Source organism: Conexibacter sp. CPCC 206217 (genome assembly GCF_030646165.1).
Classification (GTDB): Bacteria; Actinomycetota; Thermoleophilia; order Solirubrobacterales; family Solirubrobacteraceae; genus Conexibacter.
In genome coordinates, this window is record NZ_JAUTDO010000005.1 from 211,402 (window position 1) to 231,510 (window position 20,109).

Genomic DNA, 20,109 nt, shown 5'->3' on the forward strand with positions numbered 1-20,109 from the left:
GGTAGCTTGCGCGCGTGAGCCAAATGCCGGCCCCGCCCGCGATCGACGGGCCCGCCTACCTTCGTCTCGTCGGGCTCGGTGCGTTGGTGGGCATTCCCGCCGCGCTGCTGGCGGTCGGCTTCATCGCGCTCGTGCACCAGCTCGAGCACCTGCTGTGGACCGAGCTGCCCGACGCGCTCGGCGCCTCCTCGCCGCCGTGGTACCTCGTGATCGGCCTGCCGGTGGTCGGCGCGGCGATCGTCGTGTTCGCGCGCACGCTGCTGCCGGGCGACGGCGGCCACGCGCCGCTGGGCGGCATCAATGCGACCCCGACACCGGTCCGCTACGCCCCGGGCGTCGCGCTCGCCGCGCTCGGCGCGCTGCCGTTCGGCGCCGTGCTCGGCCCCGAGGCGCCGCTGATCGCGCTCGGCTCGGTCGTCGGGATCGGGCTCACGTCGTGGGTCAGACTCGGCGACGAGGAGCGCGCGGTCGTCGCGACGGCCGGTTCGTTCGCCGCGATCGCAGCCCTCTTCGGCGGTCCGCTCGTCGCCGGGCTGCTGCTCGTCGAGGCCGGCATCAGCCGTGGTGCGGCGCTGATCGCGGGCCTGCTGCCCGGGCTGGTCGCCGCCGCGATCGGCTATTCGATCTTCATCGGATTCGGCGACTGGGGCGGGCTGAGAGAGGCGACGCTGACCGTTCCCGACCTGCCCGGCTACACCACGCTGCGCGTCGTCGACCTGCTGCTGGCGATCGTCATAGGCATCGTCGCGGCGCTGCTGATGTCGCTCGTGCACGGGACCGGCAGAGCGATCGAGCGGCGCGGGCCGGGGAAGCTCGGGATGGCCGGGCTGCTGATCGCCGGTGGCCTCGTGGTCGGGCTGATCGCACAGCTCGCCGACGTGCTCGGCGCCAACTCGCAGGACGTGCTGTTCTCCGGCCAGACGTCGATCCCGGCGGTCGTGGCGGAGGGGTCGTTCGGGATCGTGCTGCTGCTCGTCGTCGCGAAGTCGCTCGGCTACATGATCTGCCTCGCGTGCGGCTTCCGCGGCGGCCCGGTCTTCCCGGCGATCTTCATCGGCATCGCGCTCGCGATGCTGGCGGTGGTCGCGTTCGACGTCTCGCCGACGCTCGCGGTCTCGGTCGGGACCGCGGCCGGGTTGGCGTCCGCGACGCGCCTGCTGTTCGCGGCGCTGCTGTTCGCGACGCTGATCGCCGGCTCGGCGGGCTTCGACACCGTTCCCGCCGTCGTGCTCGCCGCATCCGCCGCCTGGATCGTCGCGACGACGCTGGAGAGACGGCTCGAGAAGATCGAGGCCGAAGCCGGCGCCGCTCAGGCGCGCGGGTCGGGACCCTCGGTCGCCAGCAGCAGCTGACGCAGGTCACCTGCCAGGCGCACCTGCAGGTCGCGGTCGACCGCGGCGAAGATCTCCTCCTCGACGCGCTGGTTGACGTCGATCACCTGCTCGGCGCGCTCGCGCCCGATCGGGGTCAGCGTGACGAGCACCTGGCGGCGGTCGACGGCGTCGACGTCCCGCTGGACGTAGCCGTCGCGTTCGAGTCTCGCGACCCGGTTGGTGATCGCGCCGGAGGTCAGCTGCGCGATGTCCTGCAGCTGTCCCATCGTCACCGTGCCGCCGTACCGTCTGATGCCGGCGAGGATCTCCAGCTCCCACATCTCCATCCCGAGCGGCGCGAGCCCGCGCTTGATCTCGGTGTCGACGTAGTGAGCCGCGCGTCGCAGCCGCCACGCGACCGACTTCGCCGTCAGGTCGCGTTCGGGGTAGATGCTCTCGACGTAGGCGAGCAGCGAGTCGATGCGGTCTGCCGGCGCTGGTCTGGACATCGTCCGCGGACCCTATCAACGTGAAGAATCTCAACGTTGAAGCAATCGTTGGTATCTTCACGTTCAAGCATCTCCCGACCGGACCCGTGGTGAGGCCCCCATGACGGCAGCAGCGATCACGCAGGAGAACAGGAAGACCGTCGCACTGACGATCGCGCTCGCGGTGCTCGGCGTGTTCGTCACCTACGTCCCGATCACCTCGGTCAGCGTCTCGCTGACCACGATCGGCGCGCAGACCGGCGCCTCGACCGCCGACCTGCAGTGGGTGACCGACGGCTACATCATCCCGATGGCCGCGATGATCCTCTCCGCCGGCGTCTTCGGCGACCTGCACGGCCGCCGCCGCGTCTACCTGATCGGGATGGCGCTGACCGTCCTCGGCGCGACCGTCGCCGCGCTCGCCGGCACGCTCGACGGCGCCGACGCGATCCACCTGCTGTGGGCCGGCCAGGCGATCACGGGCGCGGGCGCCGGCCTGCTGCTGCCGACGACGCTGGCGCTGATCGCGCACGCCGTCCCAAACCTGCGCGACCGCGCGCGCTTCGTCGCGATGTGGGCGACCGGGCTGGTGCTCGGCCTCGCCGTCGGTCCGCTGCTGTCCGGCGTGATCCTGCAGCACGCCGGCTGGGGCTGGGTGTTCGTGCCGACCGCGCTGCTGGCGCTGCTGGCGGGCGCGGTCGCCGCGCTGCGGCTGCCGGAGTCGAAGTCACCGGAGGGGCGTCACCTCGACTGGCCCGGCCAGATCACCGCGACGATCGCGATCGCGGCAAGCATCTTCGGCGTGATCGAGGGCGGCCAGTCCGGCTGGGGCTCGCCGCAGGCGCTGATCGGCCTGATCGCCGGCGGCGTCGCGCTCGTCGTCTTCATCGCGGTCGAGCTGCGCTCCACCTCACCGATCCTGAACGTCGCGCTGTTCCGCATACCGGCGTTCAGCGCGAGCGGCTTCTCGGCGCTGATCGCGCTGTTCGCGCTGGTCGGGACGATCTTCCTGCTGAGCCTCTTCTTCGGCGGCGCGCAGCAGCTGTCGCCGCTGGACATCGGCGTGCGGCTGCTGTTCATCAACGGCGTGACCGCGCTCGTGAACCCGTTCGTCGGACGGCTGCTGGCGCGCTTCCAGCCGATCGCGGTGCTCGCCTTCGGGCTCGCGCTCGGGGCGTTCGCGATGGTGCTGCTGACCGGGATGGAGGCCGACACCGGCTTCGGCGGCGCGGCCTGGCGGCTGTCCGTGCTCGGCGTCGCCGACGCGTTCATGCTGAGCGCCGTCGCGGTCTCCGCGATCCACGCGGTCCCGCACAGGCTGGCCGGGATGGCGGCCGCGGCCAACACGGTGCTGCGCCAGTACGGCGGCGCGCTCGGCCCAGCCGTGCTCGGCGTGATCCTCACGAGTCGGATCGCCGGCGGCGCCGACATGGCCTCCGCCCTGCACACGGCGTTGATCGTCAACGCCGTCCTGCTGCTGCTCGCCGCCGTCGCCTGCACGGTCACGGCCCGCCGCGCCGCCTGACGCGTGAGAGACTCCCGGCATGTCCGTGTGGTGGCGGCCGGATCGGCTCGCGTGGTGGATGGGGGTGCTGTTCGCGCTCGGCTCGATCCTGTTCCTGGTGCCGGCCGACGCGGCGCTCGGCTCGTCGGCCGACTGGATCGGCGTCGCCTTCTTCGTCGGCTCGATCGGCTTCACGAGCGCTTCGCTGCTGCAGCTCGTCGCCGCGTCCGAGGTCCCGCACAGGGGACGCCCGTCGCACGAGCGGCGGATGCTGCGCCCGCGCGCATGGCTGCCGCAGCGGATCGACTGGCTCGCGGCGGCGATCCAGTTCCCCGGCACGATCCTCTTCAACGTCAACACGTTCGACGCGATGAACCACGCGCTCAGCACGCACCAGCTGGACGTGCGCGTGTGGGGACCGGACATGATCGGCTCCGGCTGCTTCCTGCTCGCGAGCCTGCTGGCGTTCGCCAACTCCGAGCAGGAGTGGCTGTCGTGGCGCCCGCGCGACATCGACTGGCAGATCGCCGCCGTCAACATGCTCGGCTCGATCGCCTTCGGCGTCTCCGCGGTCGCCGCCTACGTGCGTCCCGCCAGCGGCGAGATCCTGAACGACTGGCTCTCCAACGCCGGCACCGCCGTCGGCGCGCTGTTCTTCCTGGTCGGCGCGATCCTGCTGCCGCTGCAGGCCGCGCGCCAGCAGCGGGCCGGGCCGCATCCGAACTGGGTCAGAGCCGCGGGCGTGACCCCCGTCTGAGTCGAGACGACAGCGCCCCGCTCGACTGAACGGGGCGCTGGAACTGCGTACTGCTCGCTTCCGGGTGATCGGCTACTTCATCGCCGACTGAAGGTTCTCGTCGATCGACGCGAGGAACTCCTGCGTCGTCTGGAACGGCTGGTCGGGACCGATCAGCAGCGCGAGGTCCTTCGTCATCTTGCCGCTCTCGACCGTCTCGATGCAGACGCGCTCGAGCGTCAGCGCGAACTCCGTCACCTCGGGCGTGTCGTCCATCCGGCCGCGCGCCGCGAGACCGCGCGTCCAGGCGAAGATCGACGCGATCGGGTTCGTCGAGGTCGGCTTGCCCTGCTCGTGCTGGCGGAAGTGGCGCGTGACCGTGCCGTGCGCGGCCTCGGCCTCGACCGTCTTGCCGTCCGGCGTCATCAGCACGGAGGTCATCAGGCCGAGCGAGCCGAAGCCCTGCGCGACGGTGTCGGACTGGACGTCGCCGTCGTAGTTCTTGCAGGCCCAGACGTAGCCGCCCTCCCACTTCAGCGCCGCCGCGACCATGTCGTCGATCAGACGGTGCTCGTAGGTGATGCCGGCGGCGTCGAAGTCGGCCTTGAACTCGGCCTCGAAGACCTCCGCGAAGAGGTCCTTGAAGCGCCCGTCGTACTTCTTCATGATCGTGTTCTTGGTCGACAGGTAGACCGGGAAGCCACGATCGAGGCCGTAGCGCAGCGAGGCGCGCGCGAAGTCGCGGATCGACTCGTCGAGGTTGTACATCGCCATCGCGACGCCGCCGCCCGGGAAGTCGTAGACGTCCAGCTCGATCGGCTCGTCGCCGTTCTTGGGCGTGTAGGTCATCGTCAGCGTGCCCTCGCCCGGGACGACCAGGTCGGTCGCGCGGTACTGGTCGCCGAAGGCGTGGCGGCCGATCACGATCGGCTTCGTCCAGCCCGGCACGAGGCGGGGGACGTTGGAGATCACGATCGGCTCGCGGAAGATCACGCCGCCGAGGATGTTGCGGATCGTGCCGTTGGGCGAGCGGTACATCGCCTTCAGGTTGAACTCCTCGACGCGCGCCTCGTCGGGCGTGATCGTCGCGCACTTGACGCCGACGCCGTACTGCTTGATCGCGTTCGCGGCGTCGACCGTGATCTGGTCGTCCGTCGCGTCGCGGCTCTCCATCCCGAGGTCGTAGTACTTCAGCTCGACGTCGAGGTACGGCAGGATCAGCTGGTCCTTGATGAACTGCCAGATGATCCGGGTCATCTCGTCGCCGTCGAGCTCGACGACGGGGTTCTTCACCTTGATCTTGGCCATGGGAAGCGTTGAGTCCTTGTGTCGATTGGAACGGCGCAGGATATTCGTGGCGTGCGCCGGGCGCCGTGCCGTCCGCCCCCGCCTGCTATCGATACCGCGATGCCCGACCAGCGTCTGAGCGCCCGCGCCGCGCGCAAGATCGCGCTCGCGGCGCAGGGGTTCGCCGACCCGCGGCCGAGCGGAAGGGTCGACGCGCGCCAGCTGCGCAGAGCGATCGAGCGGATCGGGCTGCTGCAGCTGGACTCCGTCAACGTCTTCTCGCGCACCCACTACATGCCGCTGTTCTCGCGGTTGGGTCCGTACCCGCGCGAGCTGCTCGACCGCATGGCCGCGCACACCGACGGCAGGGTCAGACGCGAGCTGTTCGAGTACTGGGCGCACGAGGCGTCGCTGGTGCCGCTGCGGCTGCAGCCGCAGTTGCGCTGGCGGATGGCGCGCGCCGACGACGACGCCTGGGGCGGCGTGCGGCGGATCGCGCGCGAGCACCCGCAGCTGGTCGCCGACGTGCTCGCGCTCGTGCAGGAGCAGGGACCGGTGCGCGCCGCCGACACCGGCGCCGAGCGGGCCAAGCGCAGAGCCGGCGAGATGTGGAACTGGCACGAGGGCAAGGTCGCGCTCGAGTACCTCTTCTGGTCCGGCCAGGTGACGGCCGCGCGGCGGATCAACTTCGAGCGCCGCTACGACCTGCCCGAGCGCGTGATCCCGGCCGAGATCCTCGCGCGGCCGACGCCCTCGGTGGAGGAGGCGCAGCGCGAGCTGGTGCGCGTCGCGGCGCGCGCGCACGGCGTCGCGACCGAGCCCGACCTCGGCGACTACTTCCGCCTGCCGCGGGCGGAGTCGAAGCTGCGCGTGGCGGAGCTGGTGGAGGCAGGGGAGCTGGAGCCGGTGACGGTCGAGGGCTGGGGCGCGCCCGCGTACCTGTGGCCGGCCGCGCGGCGCCCGCGCAGGGTGAACGCACGCGCGTTGCTGAGCCCGTTCGACTCGCTCATATGGTTCCGCCCGCGGACCGAGCGGATCTTCGGCTTCCGCTACCGGATCGAGATCTACACCCCCGCGCCGAGACGGATCCACGGCTACTACGTGCTGCCGTTCCTGCTCGGCGACGCGCTCGTCGCGCGTGTGGACCTGAAGTCGGATCGCCAGGCTGGGGTGCTGCGGGTGCAGGGGGCGTACGCGGAGCCGGCGCCGGAGGCCGGGCCCGCCGCGGACCCAGAGCACGTCGCCGCCGAGCTGGCGCAGGAGCTGGACGCGGTCGCCGGCTGGCTCGGGCTCGACGGCGTCGCGGTGGCCGGCAGGGGCGATCTGGCGAGCCCGCTCGCCGCCGCCGTGCGCGCGACGCAGTAGCGCCGCCTCGTGGCAGTTCAGTAGCTCGCTACTGAGGACGCGGCCCGCGTTCGCGCGGAGACTGCCTCCCATGAAGAACATCTACCTCGCGTTCGTGCCGTGGATCCTCTTCGGCGCGATCTCACAACACGACTCGGTCGCCGCCGCCGCGCTTGTCGCGCTGGCCGCCGCGATCGCGATCGGCGTGCCGTCGTTCGCCGCCGGTAGACCGAAGATCCTCGACCTCGGCGCGATCGCCGCGTTCACGCTGTTCGCCGTCGCGGGGCTCGCGCTCGGCTCCGACGTCGAGTGGCTGTCGCAGTACGCGCGCGCGATCGCGGCCGGCGCGCTCGGGCTGATCGCGCTCGGCTCGTTGCTGGCGACTCCGTTCACCGAGCAGTACGCGCGCGAGACGGTCCCGCGCGAGTACTGGGACTCGCCCCGCTTCAAGGCCGTCAACCGCGAGCTGACACAGATGTGGGGCCTCGTCTTCTTCGCGATGGTGCCGTCGCACATCGTCGCGGGGCTGATCGACACGCACCGCGCCAACACGATCTTCAACTGGGTCGTCCCCGTCGTGCTGATCGTGTGGGCGGCGAAGCGGACCGAGGCGGTCACTGCCGCGGCCGACGAGCCCGCCGACCGGGAGCAGCCTGTCACCACGCCTCAGAACCGGAGCCACGCATGAGCCACTCCCTCCTTCACCGCAGCCATCCCGCGATCCCGCCCACGTTCGCCGACGACGACTTCCAGTTCGGCTTCGAGATCGCGCTCGGCGCCACCTATCGCGGCGCCGCCGACGCCGGTGAGGTGCTGGCGACCGCGGCGCGGATCAAGAACGGCGACGCCGACGCGTGGGTGCGCGAGTGGAGCGCGACCGCCGGCGCCGCCTGGGCCGCCGCCGGCGCGGCTGAGGCCGCTGGCCGCCGCGTCAGCGCGCTCAACCACTACCGCCGCGCCGCGACCTACTACGCGACCGCGCTGCATGCGATCGCGCGCAGCTCCGAGCGCGAGCGCCGCGACGAGATCTGGCGCCGCCACCGCGACTGCTGGGAGCGTGTCGTCGACCTGTCGCCGGCGCCCGGCGAGCGTTTCGCGATCCCGTACGAGCAGACGACGCTGCCGGGCTGGTTCTTCCGCGCGCCCGACGCGGCGCCGGGTGAGAGACGGCCGACGGTCGTGATGGTCAACGGCAGCGACGGCGCGACCTCGCAGCTGTGGGTCTACGGCGGCGCCGCCGCGGCCGAGCGCGGCTGGCACTGGATGGCGTTCGACGGCCCCGGCCAGCAGTCGGCGCTGTTCGAGCAGGGGATCCCGTTCCGGCCCGACTGGGAGGCGGTGCTGACGCCCGTGCTCGACACGCTCCTGCAACGGCCCGACGTCGATCCCGCGCAGGTCGTCGCGCTCGGGATCAGCCAGGCCGGCTTCTGGGTCCCGCGCGCGCTCGCCTTCGAGCACCGCTTCGCGGCGGCGGTCGTCGACCCCGGCGTCGTCGACGTCGTCAGCTCCTGGCTGGAGCCGCTGCCGGGCGCGCTGCGCAAGGAGCTGGAGGAGGGCAAGCAGGAGCAGTTCGACCGCAACATGCACGTCGGTGAGCTGATCTCGCCGTCGGCCCGTGCCGCGCTCAGCTTCCGCGGTGAGCCGTACCGGATCGAGGGCGACTCGCGCTACGCGCTCTACAGAGCGGTCGAGCGCTACCGCCTCGGCGACGAGGTCGCGCAGATCGACACGCCGCTGTTGATCACCGACCCGGAGGGCGAGCAGTTCTGGCCCGGCCAGTCGCAGCAGTTGCACGAGCTGCTGCCGCAGACGAGCACGCTGGCGCCGTTCGCCGCCGCCGACGGCGCCGGTCGCCACTGCGAGCCGCTCGCCAGCGCCGCGCGCGACGCGGTCGTGTTCGACTGGCTCGAGGAGCGGCTGGGGTAGGCGCGTCTACGCCAAGTCGCGCCGGTCGCTGACGCCGAGCTTCTGCATCGCGCGGTAGATGTGCGACTCGACCGTGCGGACCGACAGCACCAGCCGGTCGGCGATCTCGGCGTTCGTCAGGCCGCGCGCGGCCAGTTCGATCAGCTGCGCCTCGCGCGGGGTCAGCGCGACTGCCGCGCCGTCGAGGCCGTCGATCGCCGGGGCGACGCCGCCCATGCCGCGTCTGAACAGCTCGCCGCTGCGCGCCGCGGCACGGCGCGCCGAGTCCTCGCGCCCCGCCTGCACGAACACGGACGCCGCGTCGGCCGCCGCCTCGCAGGCGTAGCGCAGCGCGCCGATCCGCTCCAGCAGCGCCGACGCCTCCAGCAGCGCGCCGCCGTCGCCCGCGGCGCGCGCCGTCGCGTGCGCGGACCAGGCGGCGGCGAGCGGTGCGTCGGTGCGCTCCGCCAGCGCCGCGAGCGGGAGCGCGAGCCGTCTCGCGGGCGCGCCGAGCCGCAGCGCCTCGTACGTCATCAACGCCGCGTACAGCGGCGTCTCGGCGAGCGCGTTGGCGGACTCCAGCAGCAGCGCCTGCGCGCGCGGGCGGTCGCCGTCGATCGCGGTCAGCCAGGCGAGCGCGCGGTCGTGGTAGGGCTTCTGGTTGGGCAGCGGATCGGCGCCGCCGAGCCCGTCCTGCATCCGCCGCACGGCCGCCGCGACCCCGTCGGCGTCGCCCGCCGCGTACGCCGCGCCGGCCTGGTAGGAGCGCGTGATCATCAGCACCCCGAAGGCGTCGCGCCGCTCCAGCTGCAACTCCGCCTCCGCCGTCCAGCGGATCGCGTCCGGCACCTGTCCGGCGTACAGCCGCAGCGCGCCGATCCCGACCGCCGTGAAGCCGGCCGCGACGTGGTCGTCGACGCGCACCGCCTCGGCGATCGCAACCGTCAGTTGATCTTCGAGCGCATCCCACTCGATGCCCGCCTCGACCGCGGTCGTGCTCCAGAGGATCCGGCTCAGCTCCTCGCTCGGGCCCTGCAGCGGGATCGCGCCGCGGATCCGTTTCGCCAGCTCCCACGCCTCGCGCGTGCGACCGGAATACAGCAGCTGCGAGATCCGCAGCGGCTCCAACTGGCGGCGCTGCTCGGGATCGAGGTCTGGGTCGGCCAAGACCGCGTCCGACTCCCACTGCTGCGTGCCGAAGACCTCTCTCGTGGCCGAAACGGCGTAGAGCTTGAAGGGGTCCAGTCCGCGCTGCCACGACGCGGTCGGCCACCAGCCGTCCGCCCGCTCCAGCAGCGGCACGAGCGTCTCTCTGCGGCGCAGCGCCCAGTACAGCAGCGTGACCCGCTGCTCGAGATAGGCGAACGACGTCTCCTCGTCAGGCAGCTCGTGCTCGGCGGAGGCGAGCACCGCCTCGGCCTCCTCGAACTGCTCGCGGACGGCGTGAGCGCGCGCCAGCAGCAGCTTCGCCTCGACGCCCGCGCCGCCCTCCACCGCGAGCGCCGACAGCTGTGCGCCGAGGTCGGGATCGCCGGCGGCGTTGGCCGCGCGCGCGGCGTCGAGCAGCAGCGCCGGCGGGACCTGCTCGCCGGCGTCCAGCAGCCAGCGCGCGACGCGCAGCGCGTCGTCGGGTCCGAGCGGCGCGCGCGCCTGCACGACCTGCGCCAGCTGCCGTCGCACCGCGCGCGCCCGCAGGGTCCCGAGCGCCGTGCGGATTCCGTCGCCGTAGAGCGGATGCGCGAGCCGGACCTCCTGCGCGGCTCCGGTGCCCCCGCGGTTCGTTCCCGTTGCACCGGCCGCGTCCGAGACGGCGACCAGCCCCCGCGCCTCGACGTCCAGCAGCGACTGCTCGCCGACGAGCGCGAGCAGGTCCTCGACGCGCAGCGGCTCGCCGATCGCCAGCAGCTCCAGCGCGTGGCGCTGATCGCCGTGCAGATCCGCCGTCCGCTCGCGCACCAGTTCGGCCAGCGTCTGGCTGACCGACGGCTGACGCGACAGCCGCCAAAGGCCGCGCTCTGCCGTCAGAGCGCCCGCGTCGAGCGCGGCCAGCACCAGCTCGCGCACGTACAGCGCGTTGCCGCCGCTGCGCGCGTGCAGCCAGTGCAGCGCACCCTGCTCGAGCGGTCCGCCGAGGAAGTGCTCGACCAGCAGGGTCGTGTCGCGCTCGCCGAACTGACGCAGCTCCATCCGGCGCGCGCCGGCGTCCTTCCACAGCGAGACGATCGCGTCGGGCGGCGGCTCGCCGCTGCGAACGGTCGCGACGACGAAGCCGGCGCCGGTCTCGACCAGCTGCAGCACGAGCGCCGCGGACGGCGCGTCGAGCAGCTGCGCGTCGTCGACGGCGACCAGCAGCGGTCTGCCCGCCGCGCGCTCTCGCAGCGTCTCGATGCTGCCGCGCATCAGCGCCAGCAGGTCGTCCGCGCGCGCCTGCGCCGGCACGACACCGGCGAACGCGCCGAGCGGGACGCTCGCGGCGCTGCGCGTCGCGCGCACCCACGTCGCGTAGGCGCCGTCGCGCTCGGCGATCGCAACCGCCTCGCGCGCCACGCGCGATTTGCCGACCCCGGCGGGCGCGCTCAGCACCACGCCGGGCAGCCCCTCCGCGCGTGCTGCCGCGATCCCCGCCAGCTCGGCGCCGCGACCGACCAGCGGCCACTCGCGCGACCGTTCGGGGGCGGCGTTCGGATCGGCCGGATCGGACACGGAGCCGGCAGTGTAACCGCGCCATGCCGCCCGAAAGGAGAACCTCCTAAATGAGATTGAGTCTTATCTTGTGCTACGGTCCGGCGCATGAACAAGCTGCCTGTGACCGTCCTCTCCGGCTTCCTCGGCGCCGGCAAGACCACCCTGCTCGAGCACGTCCTGCGCAATCGCGAGGGCCGGCGGGTCGCGGTGATCGTCAACGACATGAGCGAGATCAACGTCGACGCGCAGCTCGTGCGGCGCGGCGATGCCGCGATCGACCACGTCTCCGAGCGGCTCGTCGAGATGTCGAACGGCTGCATCTGCTGCACGCTGCGCGAGGACCTGCTCGTGGAGGTCGCGCGACTGGCGCAGGAGGGGCGCTTCGACCATCTGCTGATCGAGTCGACCGGGATCTCGGAGCCGATGCCGATCGCCGAGACGTTCACGTTCGCCGACGAGACCGGCGAGACGCTCGGCGACGTCGCGCGGCTGGACACGATGGTGACCGTGATCGACGCCTCGACGTTCCTGCGGGAATGCGACACCGTCGACGACCTCAGCACGCGCGGGATCGGCCTCGGCCCCGGTGACGAGCGCGCGATCGTCGACCTGCTCGTCGACCAGGTCGAGTTCTGCAACGTCGCGATCGTCAACAAGGCCGACCTCGTGGACGAGCAGACGCTGGAGCGGATCGAGGCGATCGTGCACACGCTCAACCGCGACGCCCGCGTCGTGCGCGCGGTCAACGCCGAGGTTCCGTTGGAGCAGATCCTCGACACCGCGCTGTTCGACATCGACCGCGCCGAGAACGCCGCCGGCTGGCTGCAGGTCGCGCGCGGGGAGGAGCAGCCGGAGACCGACGAGTACGGCATCTCCTCGTTCGCCTTTCGCGCCCGCGTGCCGTTCCATCCGGGTCGGTTGTGGGCGCGGATGAACCAGGGCTGGGAGGGCGTGCTGCGCGCGAAGGGCTTCTTCTGGCTCGCGACGCGCGTCGAGCTGGCGGGCGAATGGTCGCAGGCCGGCAAGGTGTTGACGCTCGGCGCCGCGGGCGAGTGGTTCGGCGAGGACGACCGCCGTCAGGAGCTGGTCTTCATCGGCAACGAGATGGACCGCGAGGCGATCGAGCAGGACCTGAGCGACTGCCTGCTGACGGAGGCGGAGCTGGCCGTCGGCCCGTCGGGCTGGACGCTGTTGGAGGATCCGTTCGCGGCGTGGGAGCCGATGCCGCAGGAGGCCGAGGCGTAGCGGCGCACGCGGCCGAGCCGAGCGGCGCGCGGTGGCGCCGCCCAAGCCCTACGCCACCGCCACCTCGCGCTGCTCCCGCGGCGGCGCGGGCGCCGGCGGCTCCTCCGTGCGGATCCGGTCGCGGCGGGCGAGCGTCTTCTGCACGGCGAGGTTGAGGCCCATCAGCAGCAGCACGCCCAGCAGCAGCATCGTGCCGAGCACGTTCACCTCGGGCGGGACGCCCTGGCGGGTCGCGCCGAAGATGAACAGCGGGAACGTCTGCGTCTGGCCGGCGTTGAAGCTCGTCACGACGTAGTCGTCGATCGAGATCGCCGCGGCCAAGACGGCCGCCGCGGCGACGCCCGGGGCGATCATCGGGAAAGTGACCTTGAAGAAGGTCGTCCAGACGCCGGCGCCGAGGTCCTGCGCGGCCTCCTCGATGAACGGGTCCATCCCCTCCAGGCGCGCTCTCACGGTGACGACGACGTAGGAGACCGTGAACATGATGTGCGCGATCACGATCGTCCAGAAGCCCGTGTCGACGCCGACGACGAGGAACATCGCCAGCAGCGAGGCGCCGAGCACGACCTCCGGCGTCGCCATCGGCAGGAAGACGGCAAAGCCGGCGGCGCTGCGGCCGCGGAAGCGGTAGCGCGTCAGCGCGAGCGCCAGGAACGTGCCGAGCACGACCGCGCCGAGCGTCGTCAGCAGCGCGATCTCCAGCGAGTTGACGAGCGCCTTCGCCAGGTCCGGGTCTCTGAACGGGTGCGCCCAGTGGTCGAGCGTGAAGCCCTGCCAGGTGAAGTTGAAGCGGCCCTTGTTGTCGTTGAACGAGAACAGGACGATCAGGAAGACGGGGATGAAGAGGTACAGCAGCGCCGCTGCCGACCAGATCCCCAGCGCCCAGTTGCGTGCGCGATCGCTGCGTGCCATCAGGTCGCCGCCTCCGTCAGGCTCTGCGTGCCGAGCAGTCGCGAGTAGATCGCGATGCCGATCAGGATCACCGTCATCAGGATGAACGAGAGCGCCGCCGCCGTCGGGTAGTCGAGCACGGTGAGGAACTTCGACTGCACGACGTTGCCGATCATGTACTGCTGCGAGGTGCCCAGCAGCGCGGCGTTGATGTAGTCGCCCGTCGCCGGGATGAAGACCAGCAGCGAGCCGGCGAAGATGCCGGGGATCGCGAGCGGCAGCGTGACCTTGCGGAAGGCCGTCAGGCGGCTCGCGTAGAGGTCGGTCGCGGCCTCCACGAAGCGGCGGTCGATCCGCTCCAGCGCCACGTACAGCGGCAGCACCATGAACGGCAGGAAGTTGTAGGAGATGCCCGCCACGACCGCGGTCCCGGTCGCCAGCACGCGCCCGTTGTCGGCCACCAGCCCGACGTCCTTCAGCCGCTCCACGACCCAGCCGTTGTCGGCCAGGATCAGCTGCCAGGCGACCGTTCGCAGCACGTAGGACATGAAGAACGGCAGCACGACCAGCAGCAGCATCAGGTTTCTCCAGCGGCCCGCCTTGTACGCCATGAAGTAGGCGAGCGGGAAGGCGATGATCAGGTCGATCACCGTCGCCGCGCCGGCGTAGCCGAAGGAGCGCAGGAACTGCTCCTTGTAGTCGCGGATCGCGTTCGTGTACGTGTCGAACGCCCACGTCAGCGTGTAGCCGGCCTCGGGGTCGCCGGTCATCAGCGAGACCTGCGCTTGGTTGATCAGCGGGATCGCGAAGAACAGCAGCAGCCACAGCAGACCCGGCAGCGCGAACATCCACGGCAGCAGCTTGCGCCGCCGCGCCAGTGAGAGACCCATCAGGCCCCCGTGACCTTCGCCATCGCCTCGTACATCGTCTGCTCCTGCCGCGTCGAGAAGGTCGGATAGGAGTGCAGTCGTCTGCGCACGTCGTCGGGCGGGAAGATCAGCTCGTTGCTGGCGATCTCCGGATCGCTTCTCTCGAGGATCTCGCGGATGCCGTCGACGGGCGAGAGATAGTTCACGTACGCGCAGATGACGGCCGCGACGCTCGGCTCGTAGACGTAGTTCATCATCGTCTCGGCGGCGTACGGATGCTCGACCTCCGACGGCATCATCATGTTGTCGGTGAAGAGCATCGCGCCCTCCTCCGGGTAGGAGAAGCGCAGGTTCGGATTGTCGCTCTGCAACTGCACGAGGTCGCCCGAGTAGGCCAGCGCGAGCGCGATGTTGCCCTTCGTCAGATCGGTCGTGTAGTCGTTGCCGGTGAAGCGGCGGAACTGGCCGGCGTCGTTGGCCTTGCCGATTCTCTCGATCGCGCCGAGCTGCTGGTCGAGCGTCGCTCTGGAGGCGTCGATCCCCTCGCCGAGCAGCACCGTGCCGGCGCTGTCGTAGGGCTCGGAGAACATCGTCACGCGACCCTTCCATCTCGGGTCGAAGAGGTCTCTGACCGATCTGATCTCGCCGCCGGTCTGCTTGATGTCATAGCCTATGCCGATTGCCCCGGACTGCCACGGCAGCGTGAACTGACGTCTGGGGTCGTAGCCGATCGACTTCAGGTTCGGGACGAGGTTTCTCTTGTTCGGGACGTTTCTCCCGTCGATCGGCGTGACGTAGCCGAAGCGCACCCAGCGCGACGCCATGTAGTCCGTCAGCGTGACGATGTCGCGCCCGATCGGGACGCCCTGGGCGAGCTGCTGACGGACCTTGCCGTAGAACTCGTTGTTGTCGTTGATCTCCTCGACGTACTTGCAGTGGCCGCCGTACTTGTTGTTGAAGTCCTTGATGACGGACTTGTCGATGTAGAGCGGCCAGTTGGAGAACGTCCAGTCGCCGATCGCCGTTCTCGGATGGTTGACTCTGGCGGCCTCGGCCTGCAGGTCTCTGAGGTTTCTCGCGGCGGTGCCGTCGATGCCGCAGGCGGCCAGGACGGAGGCGAGACCGCCGGCCATCAGGACGGCGGAGGCGCCGCGGCCGAGGAAGCGGCGGCGCGAGAGGCGCTGCTCGGCGAAGAGCTTCTCCAGCTCGCGGCCGACGCGCTCGGGATCGGGCTGCTGGCCCAGCTCACTCACCGTCGTCACCGCGCGCCACGACGAAGGTATGGCGCGGGTCCCAGGAGAGCAGCACCTCCTGCCCGGCGCCGTAGGCGTCCGGCGCGACCCCCTCGTCGTTCTGGCAGTAGACGGTCAGCTCCTCACCGCCGGCGGCCTTGATCACGTACTGCAGCGAGACGCCGAGGAAGGCGCTCAGCAGCACGCGGCCGCGCAGCACGTTGGCGCCGGGCGGGGTCGCCTCGCCGACGGCGTGCAGGCGCACCTTCTCCGGCCGCACGCCGATCCGCACGGGCGTGCCGGCGTGCTCGGCACAGCGCCTGGCGGGCGCGTGCAGCTCGGCGCCGTCATGCGTTCTGACCGCCGCCATCTCCGCGTCGGAGGCGCCGACCTCGGCGTCGATCAGGTTCGAGATGCCGAGGAACTTCGCCACGAACGCGGTCGTCGGGCGCTCGTAGAGGTCGGTCGCGGAGCCGGCCTGCTCGATCTGGCCTCTGTTCATCACGGCGATCGTGTCGGCCATCGACATCGCCTCCTCCTGGTCGTGCGTCACGTGGATGAACGTGATGCCGACCTCCTGCTGGATCCGCTTCAGCTCGACCTGCAGCTGGCGGCGCAGGCGCAGGTCCAGCGCGCCGAGCGGCTCGTCGAGCAGCAGCGCGCGCGGGCGGTTGACGAGCGCGCGCGCGAGCGCGACGCGCTGCTGCTGGCCGCCCGACAGCTGCGCCGGCTTGCGCTTGGCCAGGTGCGGCAGCTGGACCGTCTCCAGCGCCTCGGCGACGCGCGTGCGCACCTCGGCCTTGGAGACCTTCTTGCGCTCCAGTCCGAAGGCGACGTTGCGCTCGATCGTCAGGTGCGGGAACAGCGCGTAGGACTGGAAGACGGTGTTGACGTCGCGCTTGTGCGGCGGGGCGTTGGTGACGTCGCCGCCGCCGAGCAGGATTCTGCCGGCGGTCGGCAGCTCGAAGCCGCCGATCATCCGCAGCGTCGTCGTCTTGCCGCAGCCCGAGGGACCGAGCAGGGCGTAGAAGGCGCCGCGCTCGATGTCGAGGTCGAGTGCGTCGATGACGAGCGTCTCACCGAAGCGCTTCGTCACTCTCTCGAGCCGGATGTCCGGCTCGTCGGTACCGCTGACGTCTCTCGTCGAATCGGCGACGAGACTCTCGTTCGCAACCAATAGAGCACCTCCAGATGCTGTGCCGACAGTAGCGCGCCGGCATGTACCTGTGTGGCGATCTTTACGAAACCTTTTACTCCTAAACGGAGTAAATTAGACAGCTGTCGAATCAGCCGGCCGCAAGCTCCTCCGCAGGGAGCTTGCGCAGCGGCTCAGCCGGTCGGTCCGTAGCGCTCCGTGCGCACGCGCGCGGGGTCGAACCCCTGTTGCAGCAGCAGCCTGCCGGCCGTCTCGACGAAGCCGTTGGAGCCGCACACGAACGCGCCGCCGTGCGAAGGCTCGACGCCGGCGGCGGCGATCAGCGCCGCGTCGACGCGGCCCGTGTGACCGCTCCAGCCGGGCGGTGCGACACGTGTGTAGGTCAGCAGCGTCTCGTCGCCCTGCGCCAGTTCGCGCGCGAAGATCACGTCGCCGGCGTCGCGCACGGAGTAGACGAGCTTCATGACCGCGTCCGGCGCGGTGCGGCGCCGGTGGCGCAGCATCGACATCAGCGGCACGACGCCGGAGCCGCCGCCGACCAGCAGCGTCGGCGACTCGCCGCTCCAGACGAAGTAGGCGGCGAACGGCCCGCGCACCTCGACCCTGTCGCCGATCTCGACGACGTCGTGGAAGTACGGCGAGACCTCGCCGTCGTCGAGCCGGTCGATCGTCAATTCGATCGCGCCCTCGTCAAGCGGCGAGGAGGCGATCGAGTAGGAGCGCTGCGCCTGGTAGCCGTCGGGCGCGGTCAGCCGCACGTCGTAGTGCTGGCCCGGCAGGTGCGCCGTCCACAGCGGCAGCGCGATCCGGAACGACTTGACGGTCGGCGTCTCGGTGAGGATCTCGGTGACGGTCCCGATCTGCCAGCGGCCGGGCGCCTTCGGCGCCAGCGGCGGCGTCAGTCGTTCCAATACCGCTCCTCGCGCCACGGGTCGCCGTGAGCGTGATACCCGTTGCTCTCCCAGAAGCCCGGCTCGTTGCTGTCCATCACGCGCAGCCCGGCGACCCACTTGGCGGACTTCCAGAAGTACAGGTGCGGGACCAGCAGGCGCGCGGGGCCGCCGTGCTCCTCCGGCAGCGTCTCGCCCTCGTGCTCGGTCACGACCCACGCCTTGCCGTCGGTCAGGTCCTCGAGCGCCAGGTTGGTCGTGTAGCCGCCGAACGAGTACGCCATCGCGAACTCGCCGAGCGGCTCGGCGCCCTCCAGCAGCGTGTCGACGGAGACGCCGCGGAAGCTCGTGTCGAGCTTGGACCACTTCGTCACGCAGTGGATGTCGCACGGCACGTCCTCGAACGGCAGCTGGCGGAACTCCTCCCAGCTCCAGCTCTGCGGCGCGCCGACGATCCCGTCGACTCTGAACGTCCACGCCCCGGTGTCGACCGTGGGGGTGGGGCCGGCGGTCAGGACCGGGAAGCCGCGCTCGTAGTACTGCCCTGGCGGGATCCGGTCCTCCATACCCTCGGGCGGCCGCCGGCGACCGCCGAAGCCGCGCGAGAAGAAGTCGCTCATGGCTGAAGATCCTACGCCGCCGCGCAAGGCCCGCAAGCCCCCGCGAAGGCGCTAGATCGGCGGCGGCGAGTCGATGCAGATCAGCCGCAGCCGCTCCTGCGCGGAGGCGTTGCGGAACATGTGCGGCCGGTCGCTTGCGTAGTAGGCGCTGTCGCCGGCGCCGAGCTCGTGCGGGGCGGCGCCGTCGACCTCCAGCATCAGCCTGCCTTCGAGCACGTGCACGAACTCCTCGCCCGCGTGGTGGCCGGACTCCGCCAGCGACGCGCCGGGGTCCAGCTCCAGCAGCATCGGCAGCATCGTGCGGTCGGTGCCGGAGGAGAGCAGGAAGATCGTCGTGCCCTCCTCGGGCGAGTGCAGCTGGCGCGTCTCGTCGGCGCGCACGACGTCGGGGTCCCTGCCGCCGGGCGCGGGCAGCAGGTCGGTGATCGTGATGCCGTAGTAGTCGACCAGGCGCGTGAGGCGGCCGATCGTGATGTCGCTGCGGCCGTTCTCGACGAGCGACAGGAACGAGGCGGAGATGCCGGTCTCGCGCGCGACGTCGCCGAGCGACAGCCGTCTGGCGCCGCGCAGCGAGCGCAGCTGCGCGCCGACGAACTCCTGCTGGCTCATCGGCTCGCTGGTCTCGGCCGCGTCGGCGGGTTCGGCCGGCTGCGGCTGCGGGGTCGTCGACGACACGATCCGCTCACGATATCCGGGCATCGGCTCGAAGGGGCTCCCGCGCGGCGACCGCAGCCGGACGCGCTCAGACGACCTGCAGCTCGGGGGTCAGCGTGCCGTCGGCGAAGCGGGAGGCCAGCAGCGGCGCGATCCAGTCGTCCGTCCTGCCGTCGACGACCCCGTCGGCGAGCACGCGGCCGATCGTCGGCGCCATCATCAGGCCGCGCCCGTTGAGGCCGGCGGCGACGAACAGGCCGTCGTGGCCGTCGAGCGGGCCGAGCACCGGCTGGCGGTCCGGCGTGACGTCGTAGAAGCCCTCGACGAGCACCGGGAACGAGACGTACTCGAGGATCGGCAGCAGCTCGGTGATCGCGCGGCGGACGTTCGAGTGCCAGATCTCTCTGTGCTCGTTCGGCCGGTTCGCGCTGCCGGCGCCGAGGTCGCTGGCGAGCACGGAGCCGTCGGCCAGCTGCTTGGCGGCGAAGTGGCGCTCCGGCGCGATCACGAGCGGCTCCAGCAGCCGCTCGCGGATCGGGTCGGAGTAGAAGAGGTACTTCGGCTCGCGCTCGATCGGCAGCTCTATCCCGAGCGGCGACAGCAGCGCCGGCGTGTCCCACGCGGCCGCGACGACGACCGCGCCGGCGCGCGCCGTGCTGCCGCCGCGCAGTCGCAGCAGCCAGCCGTCGCCGTCGCGCTCCAGACTCTGCACCTGCGCGTCGTGGAAGGTCGCGCCGCCGCGCACTGCCGCGTCGTGGAAGGCGCCGACGACGGCGAGCGGTCTGTCGAAGTAGCCGTCCTGGTCGCACCAGACGCCGCCGACGATGTTGCTCGCGTCGAGCCCCTCGACCAGCTCGCCGGCCTCGGCGGGCGTGACCTCGCGCGAGGGGATCCCGAGGCTGTTCTGCAGTGCGAGGCGCTCGCGCTGGCCGGCCAGCTCGGCCTGCTCCTGCGCGACGAAGAGGTAGCCGCAGGCGGTCATGCCGGGGTCGACGGCGGGCTGCAGCCGCGCGCCGATCTCGCCGTAGAAGTCGAACGCCTCGCGTGCCATCTTGCAGGCGACCGCGGTCGCCCATTGCTGTCGCACACCGCCCGGCTGGATCGCCGTCGCGCCCGATCCGATCCCGCGTCCGTCGAACGCCGCGACGCTCAGTCCGCGCCGCACCAGATGCCACGCGATCGACAGCCCGGTGATGCCCGCACCGACGATCGCGACGTCGACCGTGGGGACCGTTGTTGCGTGCAGAGAACTGGACATGTCGGCCAGCATACTGGATACTGACCTGGCTC

At 71.2% G+C, this 20,109-nt stretch carries 18 protein-coding genes; 7 read left to right on the forward strand and 11 right to left on the reverse strand.

The features are described 5' to 3' along the window. Positions 1-23 precede the first annotated feature (23 nt). Positions 24-1,352 (forward strand): chloride channel protein, encoded by a 1,329-nt coding sequence (locus Q7L65_RS15105; RefSeq protein ID WP_304722834.1) that lies wholly within the window; start codon positions 24-26, stop codon positions 1,350-1,352. On the opposite strand, the gene Q7L65_RS15110 is transcribed toward Q7L65_RS15105, so the two are convergent. Then, positions 1,310-1,822, reverse strand: a complete 513-nt coding sequence (locus Q7L65_RS15110) for a MarR family winged helix-turn-helix transcriptional regulator (protein WP_304722304.1) — start codon at positions 1,820-1,822, stop codon at positions 1,310-1,312. The genes Q7L65_RS15105 and Q7L65_RS15110 overlap by 43 nt on opposite strands. A gap of 100 nt (positions 1,823-1,922) precedes the next feature. Here Q7L65_RS15110 and Q7L65_RS15115 point away from each other — a divergent pair, with 100 nt between their 5' ends. After that, complete coding sequence (locus Q7L65_RS15115) at positions 1,923-3,326, forward strand: MFS transporter (protein ID WP_304722305.1); 1,404 nt, start codon at positions 1,923-1,925, stop codon at positions 3,324-3,326. Between the two features lie 19 nt (positions 3,327-3,345). Next, positions 3,346-4,062 carry a YrhK family protein gene (locus Q7L65_RS15120; RefSeq protein WP_304722306.1) on the forward strand — a complete coding sequence of 239 codons (717 nt, stop codon included), beginning with the start codon at positions 3,346-3,348 and terminating at the stop codon, positions 4,060-4,062. 72 nt (positions 4,063-4,134) lie between these two features. On the opposite strand, the gene Q7L65_RS15125 is transcribed toward Q7L65_RS15120, so the two are convergent. Continuing rightward, positions 4,135-5,349 (reverse strand): NADP-dependent isocitrate dehydrogenase, encoded by a 1,215-nt coding sequence (locus Q7L65_RS15125; RefSeq protein WP_304722307.1) that lies wholly within the window; start codon positions 5,347-5,349, stop codon positions 4,135-4,137. Positions 5,350-5,448: 99 nt separating this feature from the next. Between Q7L65_RS15125 and Q7L65_RS15130 the strand changes: the two genes are divergently transcribed. The 3 genes from Q7L65_RS15130 to Q7L65_RS15140 all read left to right on the forward strand — a co-directional run bounded on the left by Q7L65_RS15130 (position 5,449) and on the right by Q7L65_RS15140 (position 8,598). Further along, positions 5,449-6,693: a winged helix-turn-helix domain-containing protein gene (locus Q7L65_RS15130; RefSeq protein WP_304722308.1), complete on the forward strand. Its 1,245-nt coding sequence runs from the start codon at positions 5,449-5,451 to the stop codon at positions 6,691-6,693. Positions 6,694-6,763: 70 nt separating this feature from the next. Beyond that, a complete protein-coding gene (locus Q7L65_RS15135; RefSeq protein WP_304722309.1) occupies positions 6,764-7,360 on the forward strand; it encodes a hypothetical protein in 597 nt (198 codons plus the stop codon). After that, positions 7,357-8,598: a S9 family peptidase gene (locus tag Q7L65_RS15140; RefSeq protein ID WP_304722310.1), complete on the forward strand. Its 1,242-nt coding sequence runs from the start codon at positions 7,357-7,359 to the stop codon at positions 8,596-8,598. Before Q7L65_RS15135 ends, Q7L65_RS15140 begins: the two co-directional genes overlap by 4 nt. A 6-nt stretch (positions 8,599-8,604) precedes the next feature. Here the strand turns inward: Q7L65_RS15140 and Q7L65_RS15145 are convergent, their stop codons facing one another. Continuing rightward, positions 8,605-11,280, reverse strand: coding sequence for a LuxR family transcriptional regulator (locus tag Q7L65_RS15145; RefSeq protein ID WP_304722311.1), 2,676 nt, complete (start codon positions 11,278-11,280; stop codon positions 8,605-8,607). Between the two features lie 87 nt (positions 11,281-11,367). Between Q7L65_RS15145 and Q7L65_RS15150 the strand changes: the two genes are divergently transcribed. Further along, on the forward strand, positions 11,368-12,507 hold the full coding sequence (locus tag Q7L65_RS15150) for a GTP-binding protein (RefSeq protein ID WP_304722312.1): 1,140 nt from the start codon (positions 11,368-11,370) through the stop codon (positions 12,505-12,507). 48 nt (positions 12,508-12,555) lie between these two features. On the opposite strand, the gene Q7L65_RS15155 is transcribed toward Q7L65_RS15150, so the two are convergent. From Q7L65_RS15155 to Q7L65_RS15190, 8 genes are all read right to left on the reverse strand, one after another. Continuing rightward, on the reverse strand, positions 12,556-13,419 hold the full coding sequence (locus tag Q7L65_RS15155; protein ID WP_304722313.1) for an ABC transporter permease: 864 nt from the start codon (positions 13,417-13,419) through the stop codon (positions 12,556-12,558). Next, on the reverse strand, positions 13,419-14,288 hold the full coding sequence (locus tag Q7L65_RS15160) for an ABC transporter permease (RefSeq protein ID WP_304722314.1): 870 nt from the start codon (positions 14,286-14,288) through the stop codon (positions 13,419-13,421). Before Q7L65_RS15160 ends, Q7L65_RS15155 begins: the two co-directional genes overlap by 1 nt. Then, positions 14,288-15,529 carry a spermidine/putrescine ABC transporter substrate-binding protein gene (locus tag Q7L65_RS15165; protein WP_304722315.1) on the reverse strand — a complete coding sequence of 414 codons (1,242 nt, stop codon included), beginning with the start codon at positions 15,527-15,529 and terminating at the stop codon, positions 14,288-14,290. Before Q7L65_RS15165 ends, Q7L65_RS15160 begins: the two co-directional genes overlap by 1 nt. Next, positions 15,513-16,676 carry an ABC transporter ATP-binding protein gene (locus tag Q7L65_RS15170; RefSeq protein ID WP_304722316.1) on the reverse strand — a complete coding sequence of 388 codons (1,164 nt, stop codon included), beginning with the start codon at positions 16,674-16,676 and terminating at the stop codon, positions 15,513-15,515. The genes Q7L65_RS15165 and Q7L65_RS15170 overlap by 17 nt, the downstream gene beginning before the upstream one ends. Positions 16,677-16,828: 152 nt before the next feature. Then, the gene (locus Q7L65_RS15175; protein ID WP_304722317.1) at positions 16,829-17,566 is read right to left on the reverse strand and encodes a ferredoxin reductase; all 738 of its coding nucleotides are present in this window, start codon (positions 17,564-17,566) and stop codon (positions 16,829-16,831) included. Then, positions 17,554-18,165, reverse strand: coding sequence for a sulfite oxidase-like oxidoreductase (locus Q7L65_RS15180; RefSeq protein ID WP_304722318.1), 612 nt, complete (start codon positions 18,163-18,165; stop codon positions 17,554-17,556). The genes Q7L65_RS15175 and Q7L65_RS15180 overlap by 13 nt, the downstream gene beginning before the upstream one ends. Before the next feature lie 51 nt (positions 18,166-18,216). Beyond that, positions 18,217-18,840 carry a cupin domain-containing protein gene (locus Q7L65_RS15185; protein WP_304722319.1) on the reverse strand — a complete coding sequence of 208 codons (624 nt, stop codon included), beginning with the start codon at positions 18,838-18,840 and terminating at the stop codon, positions 18,217-18,219. A 67-nt stretch (positions 18,841-18,907) separates the two neighbouring features. Further along, positions 18,908-20,077 (reverse strand): FAD-binding oxidoreductase, encoded by a 1,170-nt coding sequence (locus Q7L65_RS15190; protein ID WP_304722320.1) that lies wholly within the window; start codon positions 20,075-20,077, stop codon positions 18,908-18,910. Positions 20,078-20,109 lie beyond the last annotated feature (32 nt).